The organism is Flagellimonas chongwuensis (assembly GCF_013376415.1).
GTDB classification, from domain to species: domain Bacteria; phylum Bacteroidota; class Bacteroidia; order Flavobacteriales; family Flavobacteriaceae; genus Flagellimonas; species Flagellimonas chongwuensis.
Genome location: NZ_WYET01000007.1, coordinates 98,375 through 113,877, shown reverse-complemented (window position 1 = coordinate 113,877; position 15,503 = coordinate 98,375). Strand labels below are relative to the sequence as shown.

At 38.2% G+C, this 15,503-nt stretch carries 12 protein-coding genes; 3 read left to right on the top strand and 9 right to left on the bottom strand.

Going from position 1 to position 15,503, the window contains the following annotated elements; genetic code table 11:
- Nucleotides 1-4: 4 nt before the first annotated feature.
- The 9 genes from GUA46_RS13340 to GUA46_RS13300 form a co-directional block, all read right to left on the bottom strand.
- Complete coding sequence (locus GUA46_RS13340; protein WP_313790870.1) at nt 5-1,330, bottom strand: MBOAT family O-acyltransferase; 1,326 nt, start codon at nt 1,328-1,330, stop codon at nt 5-7.
- 116 nt (nt 1,331-1,446) lie between these two features.
- On the bottom strand, nt 1,447-2,547 hold the full coding sequence (locus GUA46_RS13335; RefSeq protein ID WP_108244223.1) for a glycosyltransferase family 4 protein: 1,101 nt from the start codon (nt 2,545-2,547) through the stop codon (nt 1,447-1,449).
- A 13-nt stretch (nt 2,548-2,560) separates the two neighbouring features.
- Nucleotides 2,561-3,529: a polysaccharide pyruvyl transferase family protein gene (locus GUA46_RS13330; RefSeq protein ID WP_176620905.1), complete on the bottom strand. Its 969-nt coding sequence runs from the start codon at nt 3,527-3,529 to the stop codon at nt 2,561-2,563.
- A 53-nt stretch (nt 3,530-3,582) separates the two neighbouring features.
- Nucleotides 3,583-4,857 (bottom strand): hypothetical protein, encoded by a 1,275-nt coding sequence (locus GUA46_RS13325; RefSeq protein ID WP_176620904.1) that lies wholly within the window; start codon nt 4,855-4,857, stop codon nt 3,583-3,585.
- Between the two features lie 3 nt (nt 4,858-4,860).
- The gene (locus GUA46_RS13320; protein WP_108244220.1) at nt 4,861-6,375 is read right to left on the bottom strand and encodes an oligosaccharide flippase family protein; all 1,515 of its coding nucleotides are present in this window, start codon (nt 6,373-6,375) and stop codon (nt 4,861-4,863) included.
- 31 nt (nt 6,376-6,406) lie between these two features.
- Nucleotides 6,407-7,687 carry a nucleotide sugar dehydrogenase gene (locus tag GUA46_RS13315; protein ID WP_108244219.1) on the bottom strand — a complete coding sequence of 427 codons (1,281 nt, stop codon included), beginning with the start codon at nt 7,685-7,687 and terminating at the stop codon, nt 6,407-6,409.
- A 60-nt stretch (nt 7,688-7,747) separates the two neighbouring features.
- Nucleotides 7,748-9,076: a UDP-glucose dehydrogenase family protein gene (locus GUA46_RS13310; protein WP_176620903.1), complete on the bottom strand. Its 1,329-nt coding sequence runs from the start codon at nt 9,074-9,076 to the stop codon at nt 7,748-7,750.
- 14 nt (nt 9,077-9,090) lie between these two features.
- A complete protein-coding gene (locus GUA46_RS13305) occupies nt 9,091-10,089 on the bottom strand; it encodes an SDR family oxidoreductase (protein ID WP_176620902.1) in 999 nt (332 codons plus the stop codon).
- Between the two features lie 180 nt (nt 10,090-10,269).
- Nucleotides 10,270-11,304 carry an NAD-dependent epimerase gene (locus tag GUA46_RS13300; RefSeq protein ID WP_176620901.1) on the bottom strand — a complete coding sequence of 345 codons (1,035 nt, stop codon included), beginning with the start codon at nt 11,302-11,304 and terminating at the stop codon, nt 10,270-10,272.
- Nucleotides 11,305-11,617: 313 nt separating this feature from the next.
- Here GUA46_RS13300 and GUA46_RS13295 point away from each other — a divergent pair, with 313 nt between their 5' ends.
- The 3 genes from GUA46_RS13295 to GUA46_RS13285 are packed head-to-tail and all read left to right on the top strand — an operon-like array spanning nt 11,618 to nt 15,467.
- Nucleotides 11,618-12,751, top strand: a complete 1,134-nt coding sequence (locus GUA46_RS13295) for a DegT/DnrJ/EryC1/StrS family aminotransferase (protein WP_176620900.1) — start codon at nt 11,618-11,620, stop codon at nt 12,749-12,751.
- Nucleotides 12,748-14,694: a polysaccharide biosynthesis protein gene (locus GUA46_RS13290; protein WP_176620899.1), complete on the top strand. Its 1,947-nt coding sequence runs from the start codon at nt 12,748-12,750 to the stop codon at nt 14,692-14,694. Before GUA46_RS13295 ends, GUA46_RS13290 begins: the two co-directional genes overlap by 4 nt.
- A gap of 11 nt (nt 14,695-14,705) precedes the next feature.
- Entirely contained in the window at nt 14,706-15,467 is a 762-nt protein-coding gene (locus GUA46_RS13285) for a polysaccharide biosynthesis/export family protein (RefSeq protein ID WP_108244213.1), read from the top strand.
- Nucleotides 15,468-15,503 lie beyond the last annotated feature (36 nt).

Sequence of the window (15,503 nt, the reverse complement as noted above, 5' to 3'; positions counted from 1 at the left end):
CTGGTTAGAATTGGAAATAAATAAATGCGTCCGATGCTTTGCCAAAGAATAGGATGAATCCAAAAATTAAGAAATACGTACCCCATCGTAACAATACCGGTTGATTGGCAATAGAAAGGCCATGTTCTTTTTTTCGATTAAGCCACTCAACCATTAACATAAAAACAATCACTAAAACGGAGACTTTATCTAAATTATCAAAGGAATTGCCTTCAAACATAAAAATTCTCTTGATGTAAAGGAAAGCATCTTCAATAGTATTCGCCCTAAAAAACACACGTATAAAACAGGTCACAATAAAAGTTTCAAGAATTGCATAGCCTTCCCTCAAACTGGGCAGATAGCTGTTTGCGGCAACAATTTCTAAGTTTTTACGATTTCTCTTAAAAAGCATTAGAGGCACGTAATACAACGCATTTAAAAACCCCCAAAAAATAAATGTCCAATTGGCGCCATGCCAAAAGCCACTGACGAGGTAAATAATAAAAACATTTCGAATGTTTTTGTTTAAGCTGACCCTGCTACCTCCCAATGGAAAATACAGGTAATCTTTGAACCAGTTAGTCAAAGACATGTGCCATCTTCTGTAAAACTCTGCGATGTCACGTGCAAAATAGGGGTATGCAAAATTCTGTTTAAGATCAAACCCAAACAAACGGGCACTGCCAATTGCAATATCAGAATATCCTGCAAAATCGCCATAGAGCTGAAAAGCAAAAAATAGCATGCCTATAAATAACTCGCCAGATGAACTCGCTCCAGGATTGTCGAATGCAGCATCTACAAAAACAGCACAATTATCCGCTACAACAACCTTTTTAAAAAATCCCCACAACATCTGACGCATTCCATCCGCTGCTTTATCATAAGAGAATGTACGTTTCTTCTGAAATTGAGGCAATAGGTTTGTTGCTCTTTCAATAGGGCCAGCTACTAGTTGAGGGAAAAAGCTTACATAAGCAAAAAATTGAATCCAAGATTTCGAGGGTTCAATTTTCTCCCTGTAAACATCAATAGTATAGCTAAGAGTTTGGAATGTGTAAAAGCTAATGCCTACAGGAAGGATAATATGAAGAGTTACATAATCTGCTTTAAACCCAACTAGGTTGAAAAGATCAGTAAACGATTCTATAAAAAAATTAAAGTATTTGAAAAAGCCTAATAACCCTAAATTCATGAGCAAACTAATGCCCACAAGTATTTTTTTGGATTTTTTACTTTTTGCTTTCGGAATACTCTTACCTATTTGATAATCAATTAGTGAACTAAATGATATAAGAAAAAGAAAGCGCCAATCCCAGCAACCATAAAAAAAGTAGCTGATGGCCAAAAGATATATATTCTGGAACTTTAGAGACTTTTTGGATATCAACCAATAGAGGCCGAAGGCAGCAGGCAAGAAAATTAAAAATACGACTGAATTAAAAATCATTCTTAAAGGCTTAACTAATTTTTTTGTAGTTGCTCAAATAAATCATTCCATTTTTCACCGATAACGGACATTTGAAACTTGTCAACGCTCTTAAATGCGTACACTCCCATCTTTTTTCTCTTTTCTGAATTTCCGATTATATCTATAAGGGATTGTCCAAGGGCTTTAATATCGCCATTGGGGATTAAGAATCCATTTTTACCATCTTCGATGATATCAGAAGGCCCATAAGGACAATCAAAGGAAACCGATGGCACGCCACAAGCCATAGCTTCAATAATGACCATGCCAAAACCTTCGTACCTGGAAGAGAGAACATGAACAGAAGACTCAATAAACTTTTCCTTGATATTTTTTACTGGTTTAAATAATTTAATTGAATCTGAGAGATTTAATTTCTCAATATCTTTTTCGATTTTTTTTGATGGATCTTCACTACCATAAATATGTAATTTCCATTCAGGAAATTTCTCTTCTACGTCTTTCCAGCTTTTGACCAACCGATCATAGCCTTTTTGGAAAGATTGTTTACCAACAGCAATTACAATTTTGTTATTTAAAGTAGAAACCTCCCCTTTGCAAAATGGAAGTGGATTGGGAATTACAATGTTGTTTGGGAAATTCCATTCCTTTAGGTTTTGTTGTGTTAGAACAACAAATGCATCAAACTTTTGACCTCCTAATCTCATCAGTAAATAAATCAATCGTGTTTTTAATCTATTAAAAAGATTGTTGGGACCGATTCCTTTAGCCACTTCTTTGCTAACATGCCTTTCATAAATCATTGGCCTTGATTTTCTTATCAAAAGGGGAAGAAGCATGCCCTTTAACCCATCATCGCAAACCAAAATAATATCGGGATCAACCTTGGAAATGGTATTCTTGATCCCTTTTAAATAACCTTTAATATAATGGATAGGGGAGTTTTTTAGCTCAATATTATGTGTTTGGATCGCAGAACTAAAATCGAAGAAAAGGGAGTCTGTTGTGTCATTTAAAGTCAAAATGTGTACATCATGCTCGAGTTCATCTGTAAAATAGCTTGCTTTAATGGATAGAACCCTTTCCAATCCGCCCGGACCGCTTATTTGATTTGTGATGTAAAGAAGTTTCATAGTCTTTGGACCGTTACGATAATGCTTCTTTGACAGTTTTTTTCAAGGCGTTAGCCAGGTCATGGTGCTTTTCAAGGTTTTTTATGTTGGTATTTGCATCAACCTTTCCTTCAAGTCCAAAGTTGGAAGTAAAGTCCCCAGTTTGGCTATTAATATCTATTCGGTTAAAGAGTTCAAGAATGCCATCGAACCTACAAGAATCGACAAAGCTGTCAAAGCCATTAACAAATATGACCGGGGTACCTAATGCCAAACAAGGTAGAGCACAATGAATCCTTGAAGTAATAACCATTCTGGCACGAGCATACTTATTTAATAAATCTTCGGCCATTTGAAATTTTTGCTCATCTGAATATGTATTAGAAGGGGGCTCTTGATTAATAAATTCAGCTTTTTTTAATAATTCCTTACTAATAAAATTCTTAAGATGTTTGTTCTTTTTTCCGAGCTGAAATGCTTTCCCATTCAGAATGTTTTTAACTGTTATTTTTGGGTTGTAAAACACTTTTTCCGGCCTTGGATAGTTATAGAGCGGGTCAACAATATATACTTTGTCTTCACGCTCAGAATCATCAACCTTGTAGGAATCCAATGTTAAAGTAAGACAACCCGTAAAGTAGGCTTCAATTCCTTTTTCGTTAAGAGTATCTGCCGTGAATTGATCTCTACATCCAATAGGTTGGTGTTGCTTTAAGTACGATATCCCCTTCTCACTTAACATAAAAGGAGCGGCAGTATTGTTCATATGGAAAGAAACAAAAACAGGGTCGATATCATTTGAAGGAACCCAGTTGTGTATATTATGTGTGAACCACCCATTCATTATCAACTTTACTCTTTCTCCTTTGTAATTACCCAATCGCTCACGATTCAAGTAAACATCTACTTGGGGTAAAAACTGCTTGGCAGCAAGACTTTGGATGTTATCGCCGACATTGAAAAACTTTCGGTTTTCATCGTATGTTAATAATCCGTATTTCATTTGATTTTTTTTTTGTGGTTGAGTAAAAGTGTTGAGGTGAATAGTATTTTATTCTAGTATTTAATCTTCCTGTATATTTTTCTTAACCAAGGAAATTTGTTGCGTATAATAAACCGTCCCTTGGCTAGAATACCGGTTTTATTTTTCAACTTTGTTTCAATGATGGCATTAAGCTCTCCATTTTTGATTTTCTCAAGTTTGGCCCCTTCCAATTCTTTATCCTTAAAGACAAAAAACGAATTGGCTTTATCGGCTTTATCTTTTAGTTCGAGCCAGAAATATTGCATGCCTTTACTAGCTCCACCATGGTTTATTGTGGAAAAAATCTTATCATAGACACTTTCATCAACAACAAACCCATAATCGTTGGGATCCTCATTGTTTAATAGAATACCTAAGATAGTTCTAAAACATTTTTCACAATTACTACAATTAAAATCTGTACGTAACTCTGAATAACAGACTCTTAATCTGAAAGGAACTTTATTGGTCTTGGCAAACTCAGCTATTAAATCTACCTTATCTTGTCTTTTAAGTTCATATCCGTCATGGAATACCTTTGTGCCACACCATCTGATTGTCTCATCTGTTTTAGGTGTTGAACCCCATGCAATTTGGATTTCTTTCGTGTAAGATGAAGCTATATAGATGTTTTCATAGCCTCTATTAAAGCCAAGAGGGGCTAAAGAACCTATTAGAGAGAGCCCATGCTGTACTTTGCCCCACCAACCAATGTCTTTGAGAAGTAATTCGACTTGATAGGTGTAAAAACTTCTCACATTGGTTGTAATGTATTGTTTTTGATTTTTGGCCAACAACTCTTCATTTTCGATAAAGCTTTTGAAACGACCCCATTGCTCTGTATCTTCAATTTCTATATCAGCACCTAATATTGTAACAAGCTCGGGTTCTTTGTGCTTTATGCGTATATAGGTAGCGTAAGCATCCACACCTCCGCTAAATAACATTGCTGTTTTTTTACCAATACATTTATTCTCAACAAGAGTTTTTGCCTTTAAATTTCCTTTTAGGTTATAATCGGGGAACTGTTTTGCAAATTCATCTTTTAGGTCCTTCATGGAAGTGTAAAACTCACTATCTATTTCGTCGACTACAATATCAAAACCTGCAAACCATGCTATAGGAAGCCAATTGCTAATAAATGGAATCGCCAGAATGCTTTTGGGAACATGTGTTATGTTTTCCAGATACTTTATAAAGAGATTATCTTTTTGATTTACAAATTTGTTGATATCTGGGCTTGTGGTAAATGCATAGTCTATGCGTGTACCATTATCAGCAATTAAAATCTTATCTAGAGTAATCATAATCTATATTCCAAATTTGGTTCTTATACTAGAAAAAGTAGTTTTGAACAGCTGTTTTTCAAATTCTATCAGCCCTATTCTGTACATTACCAAGGCGTATACAATGGAATAACTGATTCCTTTCAAAACAAAATTGAACCAATCTTTTCCTGGAATGAATCTTATAAAATATCCAAAAACCAAAATTATTAGTATTGCCAAAAATGTTTTGTTCAGTAGTTCTTTAAAAAAACGAGGGATTTCCAAATGAATTACTTTATAGTAGTAAAAATTCATAATATTTTGAACAATAAGCCATCCGGATACCGTTCCCGCTATCATTCCTATAGCGCCATAACCTTTTGCTAGATAACCACCAAAAATGGTTCCCAGGATTAAAAAAATAAGGTAGATGATTGCTTTAAATGATAATTTATTTTGAGCCTCCAAAATGGAATTCCCAAAGGCTTGAACTAGAGGCAGGGTGTACGCAAACATGATTATAAGGGCAATTACCCATGAATCCTGATATGATTCACCTACCCAAAGAAATATGAACTGTTTTCCAAAGAGGATAAATGCGGTTAAGATAAACATTAAGACGATAAATGATAGACGTCCAATTTTTATCATCATGTCAGTTAGTTCCTTTGGGTTCGCATTAGTCACTGTCATTTGTGTTGCCCTAGGAAGAAAAACCCCGGAAATCGCGGTGGAAAATGCACCATAATAGGTGCCTAACATTACTCCTACTGCAAAGACCGCTACAATAGTGGGGTCGGTCATTATGCCAAGTACTAGTTGTCCAACTCTCCATTGAAATTGTCCGACAATTGCGAACACAAAAATCCAAAGTGAATATCCAAATATTTTTCTGAGAAGTTGTTTGCTAAATGAATGAAGTTTGATTTTTACTTTTAGTTTGACAATAACAAAATAAATCATAACCCCAAATAATACTAGATTCAAGCTAGCATCTAATATTACTAAAGAAAGAGCCCTCCCGCTCCAAAATAGAAGTCCAACTACTAATAGAGAGCGTATAACATAGTGAATTATTTTGGCAGTTTTAGGAAAGACAAATTGTTCGTAACCATAGGATGTAGCTTCAAATGTTCCAGCGGGTAAACCAACAGCTAGGGTAAACACCAAAATGACAAACATATTTTTTGCACTACCGATCTGGTCAGGAGTAAGAGAGTCTTTGAAAATTGATTCAATGTTAAAGTAACATATCGTGCCTATCACGACTACACAAAAAGAAATAATTGCATAGATAATCAGTGTGGTGGCCAAAAAGTTTTCCTCGCCAACCTTATCCTTTTCAGCCCTATATTTTGCAACAAACCTTACAACTGTATTGCCTAGGCCTAAATCTAAAATGGCAATATAGCCAACAAAAGCTCCTATTAAAGAGTAAAGACCAAATTCGGCATCACCAAGTTTTCGTATAATGAAAGGTGTTAGTAATAAGCCTACAATATTGGTTAGTATTATACTAGTATAGTTAAGAGCAGCCCCCTTTTTGATTTGGCTCATATGCTTTTAATTATTTAGTTGGGCTTAGCTATTACAACCTAGCCTCCACAGCTTCCTTAATAATGCCCTTCACGTCATAGAGTACACCATCTTGTTTGAGCAATGGCCTTAACTCCATTTCCAAAAACTTTTGATGGGCGACGGTGAGCACAACGGCATCAAACTTTTCATCAGGAAGGTTTTTAGTGATGGATAAACCATATTCATGTTCCACCTCGGCAGGGTTGGCCCAAGGGTCATATACAGTGACATCGGTGCCATAATCCATCAATTGCTTGATTACATCTACTGCGCGCGTATTTCGTACATCCGGACAGTTCTCCTTAAAAGTAATCCCCAACACCAAAACCTTGGCCCCTTTGATACGCAGGTCTTTTTTGACCATCAATTTGATGATTTCAGAGGCAACGTAGCCTCCCATACTATCATTCAATCGTCTACCTGCCAAGATAATTTCTGGATGGTAACCAAATTCTTGTGCACGTTGGGCTAAGTAATACGGGTCGACACCAATACAATGTCCGCCGACCAATCCTGGTTTAAAGGGCAGAAAGTTCCATTTGGTGCCTGCTGCCTCCAAAACAGCATGCGTGTCAATGTCCATGAGATTGAAAATTTTGGCAAGCTCGTTCACAAAGGCAATATTGATGTCCCTTTGGGAATTCTCAATAACCTTGGCTGCTTCGGCAACTTTTATGGTCGGCGCCAAATGTGTGCCAGCGGTTATGACAGAGGAGTAAAGCTCATCCACAACTTTTCCGATTTCTGGGGTGGAGCCAGAGGTTACCTTTAATATTTTTTCAACCGTATGTAATTTATCCCCCGGATTGATTCTTTCCGGAGAATATCCTGCATAAAAGTCCTCATTGAACGTTAATCCACTTATGCTTTCGAGTACAGGAATACATTCCTCTTCGGTTGCCCCAGGGTATACGGTAGATTCATAAATAACAACATCTCCCTTTTTCAATACCTTGCCCACGGTTTCACTGGATTTTTTCAATGGAGTCAAATCGGGCCTATTGTTTTTATCAACAGGGGTGGGGACGGTAATTACATATATATTGGCATTGGCAATATCATTGATTTTATTGCTGCAGTAGAGCCCGTTGGTTTCCAATGGTTTGTCTGTCAATACAGATTGCAACACCTCGTTTTCCACTTCCAGTGTGGAGTCCACTCCGGTCTGTAGTTCTTTAATTCGGGATTCGTTGATATCGAAACCGACAACAGGATACTTTGTGGCAAACAATCGTGCCAAGGGAAGGCCTACATATCCTAATCCTATTACAGCTATTTTATTGTTGTTCATGTTAGTGTTTTTGTTATACTGCGATGCTTTTGGACAGCGTATCTTGTTTTTCTTTGAATCCTATTTTTTTCCGATTTGATAATACTTGATTCCAATATTTTCCATTCGTTCCCCATCATACTGGTTACGACCATCAAAAATTAAAGGGTTCTTAAGGTTATTCTTGATTGCCATAAAATCTGGTGATCTAAACTCCTTCCATTCTGTCAAAAGCAACAACGCATCGGCATTTTCCAATGCTTCGTACCTAGAGTCGGCGTACTCAATATTTTTGTTGTCCTTTAAATAAAATTCTTTGGCTTCGTGAACCGCTTTGGGATCATAGGCCTGTATTTTAGCCCCGAGTTCTGTAAGTTTATTTATGATATAAATTGAGGGGGCTTCCCGCATGTCATCAGTTCCTGGTTTAAAGGATAGACCCCATACAGCAAATGTTTTACCAGATAAATCGTTCCCAAAATGTTCGATTACCTTGTCTGCAATGACCAATTTCTGTCTATCGTTAACATCCTCTACGGCATTGAGCAATTGTGCTTGATAACCGTGTTGTTGAGCTGTCTTCTTAAGTGCCTTAACATCTTTTGGAAAACATGACCCTCCGTAGCCGCTACCGGGATAGATAAAGCTGTAACCAATTCGGCTGTCGGACCCGATACCAATTCTCACCTTGTTTACATCGGCGCCCACCAGTTCGCAAATGTTTGCCACCTCGTTCATGAACGAAATTTTTGTGGCAAGCATGGCGTTGGCAACATATTTGGTCATTTCTGCAGAACGCACATCCATCACCAACATACGGTCCATGCTACTTCTAAAGAATGGAGCGTAAAGTTGGCGCATTTTTTCCGCAGTAGCTTTGTCCTCTGTACCAACAACAACCCTGTCCGGTTTCATAAAGTCGCCAATGGCATCCCCTTCTTTTAGAAATTCAGGGTTTGAAACTACATGAAAATCGATGTTGGTATTTCTTTTGTTCAACTCTTCTTGGATAACATCCTTTACTTTGTCGGCCGTCCCAACTGGAACAGTGGATTTGTCCACAATTATGAGAGGTTGGCTCATGTGCTTTCCAATTTCAGAAGCAACATTGAGTACGTATTTCAAATCCGCAGAACCATCTTCCCCCATCGGAGTGCCAACGGCGATAAAGGCCATGTCGCAATCTGCCAAACAATCCTTCAGCTGGGTGTTGAAGAATAAGGTTTTATTGTCAACATTGCGTTGTACCATAGCCTCAAGACCAGGTTCGTATATGGGGATAATTCCTTTTTTTAGGTTCTCTATTTTCTTTTCATCAATATCGACACAGGTAACTTTGTTTCCCATTTCGGCAAAACAAGTTCCTGTTACCAATCCAACGTATCCAGTTCCTATTATCGTTAAGTTCATTTTGTTCTCGTATTTTATTTAAGATTCTTCCAGTACCAATTCACGGCTTCTTTGAGACCTGATCTCATATCGTATTTGGGACTGTAGTTAAGTAGGGTTTTTGCCTTTTCAATAGAGGCTAGGGAATGGGGGACATCTCCTTGTCTGTTAGGACCATATTTTGGTTCGATTTGTTTTATCTGGGCATCAAACTCCCCTAAAAACTCCTTTAGAAGCCCAACAAGTTCATTTAGGTCGGTCCGCTCTCCAAAGGCTACATTGTATACTGTGTTTACAGCTTCTTCATTGGTACTTGTCAATGCCCTTACATTCATTTCGATGACATTATCAATATAGGTGAAATCCCTTGAAAAAGAACCATCTCCGTTAATGACCGGCGACTCGTGCTGCATTAAATGCATAACAAACTTTGGGATTACCGCGGCATAGGCGCCATTTGGGTCTTGCTTTCTTCCAAAAACATTGAAATAACGTAGCCCTATGGTTTGAAGCCCATAAGTTTTGGAAAAAATATCGGCATAAAGCTCATTCACATATTTAGTGATTGCGTAGGGGGACAGTGGCTTCCCTATCTTGTCCTCAACCTTTGGAAGTGACTCGGAATCGCCATAAGTTGAAGAACTGGCAGCATATACAAAACGCTTCACCTTGGCATCGCGCGCAGCTACCAACATGTTCAAAAATCCAGAAACATTCACTTCATTACTTGTAATAGGGTCATTTATTGACCTAGGGACTGATCCCAAGGCAGCTTCATGTAAAATGTAATCAACGCCCTCACATGCCTTTTGACAATCGGCAAGGTTTCTGATATCTCCTTCTATCAATTTAAAATTGGGATTGGATTGTAAGTGGGAGATGTTTTCTCTTTTACCTGTGGAAAAATTGTCCAGACAGGTTACTTTGTTTCCATTGTCCAACAATGCTTCACATAGGTTGGAGCCAATAAATCCAGCTCCTCCCGTAACTAAAATAGTATGTTCTTTGTTTAGGTCAAGGTGTGATATATCCATGGGTGTTTAAGAAAATTTCGAGCAAATATGAAGAAAAGTAATTAGAACCACGCTGGTTTTAGGTGAACTTTTGATAAAACGGATAAAATACATGTTTAGTGTTAAAATGAGTGTCTAATTGAGGAAAGAGGTGTTTTGGAGATCAAACCATTTATAGGGTAACGAGCTTATAATTCCATATTATTCATTTGAATTGCCATAATACGTTTTGTACCAGGCAACAAATTTTTTTACGCCGGATTTGATGGGTGTGTTTGGCCGGTAATTGTAATCTCTTTCCAGTCCTGATACATCGGCCCACGTTTTTTCCACATCCCCTGGTTGCATGGGCATCATTTCTTTAGATGCTTTCAAGCCAATTTCATCTTCAATAGCTTCGATAAAGTCTAGCAATTTGACACTTTTACTATTTCCGATGTTATACAGATGATAGAGGTTATCGGAATTATACGCAGCGGTATGCTTGTTTTCAACTATTTGGGTGATTCCTTGTACAATATCGTCTATATAGGTGAAATCCCTTTCAAGTTTTCCATGGTTGAAGACTTTTATTGGTTTATGGTTCAAGATGGCCTCCGTGAATAAGAACATAGCCATATCAGGTCGCCCCCAAGGACCATATACGGTAAAAAATCGCAACCCGGTGGTTCTTATCCCATAAAGATGACTGTACGTATGGGCCATTAACTCGTTGCTTTTTTTGGAAGCAGCGTACAGACTTATGGGATGGTCTACAGAATCAGTAGTGTTAAAGGGGATTTTTTTGTTCATTCCATACACACTGGAACTGCTGGCATACACCAAATGTTCGATATTATGGTTCTTACAACATTCCAAAATATTCAAAAATCCAACAATGTTGCTATCCACATAAGCTTCTGGGTTTTCAAGGCTGTAACGTACCCCTGCTTGTGCGGCCAAATTGCAAACGACATCAAAATGATTGTGATCGAACAATTGTGGCAAATTTTCACGGTCTTCAATGGACATTCTAACAAATTTGAAGCCTTTAAAAGAATCACTTGCCACGGTCTTATTTTGATGAAGTGCATTATCCGAATCGATACCGAGCTCTTTTAAACGGTCCAATTTTAACCGGACATCATAATAATCGTTGAGATTGTCGATACCCATCACATTATGGCCATTTTCAATCAACTTTAGGGTTAGATGATATCCTATAAATCCTGCACACCCGGTTACCAGAATTCTCATAGTTGAAAAGTTTATACAAAAATGGGGAATTAATGGAATTCGCGGACTACTTTTTAGTAAAACTAATTTGTGTTCTTATTTTAGATAGTATGGAGGGTTCTGTATGCACTGTAAAAAGTACAGTGCCGTAAACCGAGATTTTCACGTTTCACCGGATTGTAATTCTTTCAACTTACCATCATTCCAACACTTAATCGATTATTTTTTGTGTTTGGCGAATAGTAAAGCGAAATGGTTTCCAGCCCCAATTTTACTATTACATTTACTTTCGAGAAGAAATTCTTGTCCTACTTATATCAACCCAAAACTGATAATGGAAACCACAGTATTAAAAAAAATTTGGTTGTCACCGCCACACATGGGCGGAAATGAGGAAACCTATGTAAAGGAAGCCTTTGAAACCAATTGGATAGCCCCTTTGGGTCCCAACGTACAACAGTTTGAAAAATCAATTGAAGATTTTATAGGTAACAATGTCCACGCAGCCTGCTTGAGTTCTGGAACGGCAGCTATACATTTAGGTCTTGAGCTTTTAGGTATAGGCCATGGTGATGAGGTAATTTGTCAGAGCTTTACTTTTGCCGCCTCTGCAAATCCGATTACCTATTTGGGTGGCACGCCTATATTTGTGGACAGTGAAGAAGAAACCTGGAATATTTCCCCTGCCTTATTAAAGGAAGCCATTGAGGATAGATTGGCAAATGGTGAAAAACCCAAAGCCATTGTAGCGGTACATTTATACGGTATGCCCTATAAGGTGGATGAAGTCCACGCCATAGCAAAGGAATATGACATTCCTGTGATAGAGGACAGTGCCGAGGCCCTGGGAAGTTCATATCAAGGATTTAACTGCGGAAGTTTTGGTGACATAGGAATCCTATCCTTCAATGGAAACAAAATTATTACCACATCAGGTGGAGGTGCCCTACTTTGTAAAGATCAAAAAACTAAGGAAAAGGCCGTTTTCTTGGCCACACAGGCGAGAGATAATGCTCCCCATTACGAACACTCCCACATAGGTTACAATTACAGAATGAGCAATGTGCTCGCTGGTATTGGGCGAGGGCAAATGGAGGTTTTGGGAGATAGAGTGGCCGCAAGAAGAAAAAATTATGAATACTACAGGGAACACCTGTCGGATCAGTCCAAAATCACATTTCTGGAAGAACCTAAGGGTAGTATATCCAATCGTTGGCTCACATGTATTTTAACCCCTTCTTTTGAGGACAGGGAGGGCATACGAATTGCCCTTGAACATGAAAACATAGAATCAAGGCCGTTGTGGAAGCCGATGCATTTACAGCCAGTATTCAAGAATAACAATTCGTATGTAAACGGTGTCAGCGAAGACCTGTTTAACCGTGGACTATGTTTGCCAAGCGGGTCTAGTTTGCAAACTAGTGATTTGGAAAGAATTTGTGGAATTATCAAAAGTGAACTAAAATGATAAAGGAATTCTTTTTTAGGACCGGACAGCGATACGCATCAAAGTGGACCGTACTTTTGATCGATCTTTGTATTGTTTCTTTTTCCTTTATCCTTGCATACTTTATCAGGTTTAACCTGAGCTTCGATTTTGATGTGGAGCAGCTGTGGATGCAATTGCCGGTCGTAGTTGTATTGTTCTTTTTGGCCTTCCTTATCTCGAGTAGTTACAAGGGTGTGGTAAGACACACCGGTATAAAGGATGTTTACGCTATTTTTAATGCTGTATGTTTGGCAAGTATAGGAGCCATTGCCGTGGTAATGTTCAATAGGTATATGGTGTTCTTTGAAAAATTCACCATCCCTTTGTCCATAATAATAATTAATAGCTTGCTTACCTTCATAGCATTGTCTGCATCTCGGATGGTATTTAAGATTGCTTTTGAAAGCTTGATGAAAGGCAATCAGGTACCTACAAAGAACTTGATTATCTATGGTGCCGGGGAATCAGGAATCATTACATATAACACATTGACCAATCACTCCAAAATGGGAGCAAAGGTCATTGGTTTTGTGGACAATAACTTGCAGAAAGTAGGAAAGCAGATCAATGGGGTTAAGGTCTACGACAAGTCAATTTTGACGGAGGATTTTGTGAAGTTTCACAATGTCTCGGAAGTAATTTTCTCTATACAGAGTATCCATCCCAAACAATTGAGAACTCTTGTAAATGAGATTGTCGATCTTCCGGTAAAAGTAAAAATTGTGCCTCCTGTAGAAGATTGGATCAATGGAGAACTCAAGGTTTCACAGATCAAGCGTGTTCAGATTGAAGACTTATTGGACCGCCCACCTATCGAGATCAAGAACAGTAAGGTGTTGAAAGATTTCGAGGATAAGGTGATCATGGTTACCGGAGGTGCTGGTTCTATAGGAAGTGAATTGGTAAGGCAGATTTGCAAATACAACTATCGCTCTTTGATTGTTATCGATCAAGCGGAATCTGCGCTGTATGATTTGCAGCAAGAGTTGAAACAGGCCGGCTTTTTCAATTACGTGCCCATTGTGAGCGACATTAGGGATAAGAACAAGATGCGTGTGCTTTTTGAGCAATATCAACCAGATAGGATTTTCCATGCTGCGGCTTATAAGCACGTACCCCTTATGGAACAAAACCCATATGAGGCGATCAAGATCAATGTTGCCGGTACCAAGACCATTGTTGACCTTGCTTGCGAATATGAAGTTGAAAAGTTTGTGTTCGTATCGACGGATAAGGCGGTAAACCCGACCAACATTATGGGGGCCACCAAGCGAATTGCAGAAATGTACATAAGCTGCAGACAGCAAGAGGGCAAAACAAAATTTATTACAACAAGGTTCGGAAATGTACTCGGGTCAAATGGCTCGGTGATTCCTTTGTTCAGAAAGCAAATCGAGAAAGGTGGCCCATTGACCGTTACCCACAAAGACATTACCAGGTATTTTATGACCATTCCAGAAGCCTCGCAATTGGTATTGGAGGCCGGAGCCATGGGCAAAGGCGGTGAAATCTTTATTTTTGATATGGGAGAATCCGTTAAGATTATGGATTTGGCCAAGAATATGATAAGACTCTCAGGTCTCCATTATCCGGATGATATTGATATAAAAGTAACAGGGCTCAGGCCAGGAGAAAAGCTTTATGAAGAACTTTTGGCAAATGGAGAAAATACGCTTCCGACCTATCATGATAAGATTATGATCAGCAAGGTGCGTGAAATTGATTATGTGGGAACTCGAACCATGATAGACGAACTTTGTATTTCCAACTTGTTCTTTAAAGATAATGTGGTGAAATTGATGAAGGACATAGTACCGGAATATATTTCCAACAATTCAGATTTTTGTAAATTGGACAAGAAAACACCAATAAAGGAAACACCGAAAACCTCTAAGATTGGATATCCTCAATTCAATAACTAAACACTTTCCCGATGTATCAAAAAATTAAACACGCCATAATACTGCTTGCCATAGCCTGTGTTGTAGTCTCCTGCACATCATCAAAAAAAGTTGTGTATTTTCAAGATTCACAGGATTTTGAAACAATTGTTACCGAAAACAGATTTGAACCCAAGTTTAAGGTGGATGATGTGATTAGTATTTATGTGGCGACCCTAAACCCTGAGGCTAGTGCTCCTTTTAATCTAACCATAGGGGTTGCGGCCAACGGACAATCGGAATCATTGGACTATATCGTCGATAAAAACGGGGATATTGAGTTCCCTGTGATTGGAAAAGTAAATGTACTGGGATTGTCCCCAGAGGAACTTAAGGTTGATCTTAAGGAAAGGCTTTCATCTTACTTAAAGGATCCAATTATTAATGTAAGATTAAGAAACTTCACCGTAACTGTATTGGGTGAGGTACGTAGTCCGGGAACATACCCGATTATTGGAGAACAAGTGACCATATTGGAAGCGCTTGGATTGGCTGGAGATTTAACCATTAAAGGTAGAAGAGAAAATGTGATGGTGATTCGGGATTTTGATGGCGTAAAGGTGTATAATAGGTTGGACTTGACTTCCAAGAATGTAATGAACTCTCCTGCCTATTACCTCACACAAAATGATGTGGTCTATGTAGAACCAAACAAATCGGCTGCTGTCTCTTCTTCATTGGACAATAGAACTACGATAGCACTTTCAATACTTTCTTTAATCGTAACAACTACGTTGTTTTTGACACGTAATTAATTTACAATACCATTTCTAAATCTTAAATAGTAATCT

What these genes read in the sequence shown, in the direction of transcription:
- GUA46_RS13295 (WP_176620900.1), top strand. Translation starts at nt 11,618, where the DNA reads ATGGAAACCACAGTATTAAAAAAAATTTGGTTGTCACCGCCACACATG.
- GUA46_RS13335 (WP_108244223.1), bottom strand. Translation starts at nt 2,547, where the DNA reads ATGAAACTTCTTTACATCACAAATCAAATAAGCGGTCCGGGCGGATTG.
- GUA46_RS13300 (WP_176620901.1), bottom strand. Translation starts at nt 11,304, where the DNA reads ATGAGAATTCTGGTAACCGGGTGTGCAGGATTTATAGGATATCATCTA.
- GUA46_RS13320 (WP_108244220.1), bottom strand. Translation starts at nt 6,375, where the DNA reads ATGAGCCAAATCAAAAAGGGGGCTGCTCTTAACTATACTAGTATAATA.
- GUA46_RS13315 (WP_108244219.1), bottom strand. Translation starts at nt 7,687, where the DNA reads ATGAACAACAATAAAATAGCTGTAATAGGATTAGGATATGTAGGCCTT.
- GUA46_RS13325 (WP_176620904.1), bottom strand. Translation starts at nt 4,857, where the DNA reads ATGATTACTCTAGATAAGATTTTAATTGCTGATAATGGTACACGCATA.
- GUA46_RS13290 (WP_176620899.1), top strand. Translation starts at nt 12,748, where the DNA reads ATGATAAAGGAATTCTTTTTTAGGACCGGACAGCGATACGCATCAAAG.
- GUA46_RS13330 (WP_176620905.1), bottom strand. Translation starts at nt 3,529, where the DNA reads ATGAAATACGGATTATTAACATACGATGAAAACCGAAAGTTTTTCAAT.
- GUA46_RS13305 (WP_176620902.1), bottom strand. Translation starts at nt 10,089, where the DNA reads ATGGATATATCACACCTTGACCTAAACAAAGAACATACTATTTTAGTT.
- GUA46_RS13310 (WP_176620903.1), bottom strand. Translation starts at nt 9,076, where the DNA reads ATGAACTTAACGATAATAGGAACTGGATACGTTGGATTGGTAACAGGA.
- GUA46_RS13285 (WP_108244213.1), top strand. Translation starts at nt 14,706, where the DNA reads ATGTATCAAAAAATTAAACACGCCATAATACTGCTTGCCATAGCCTGT.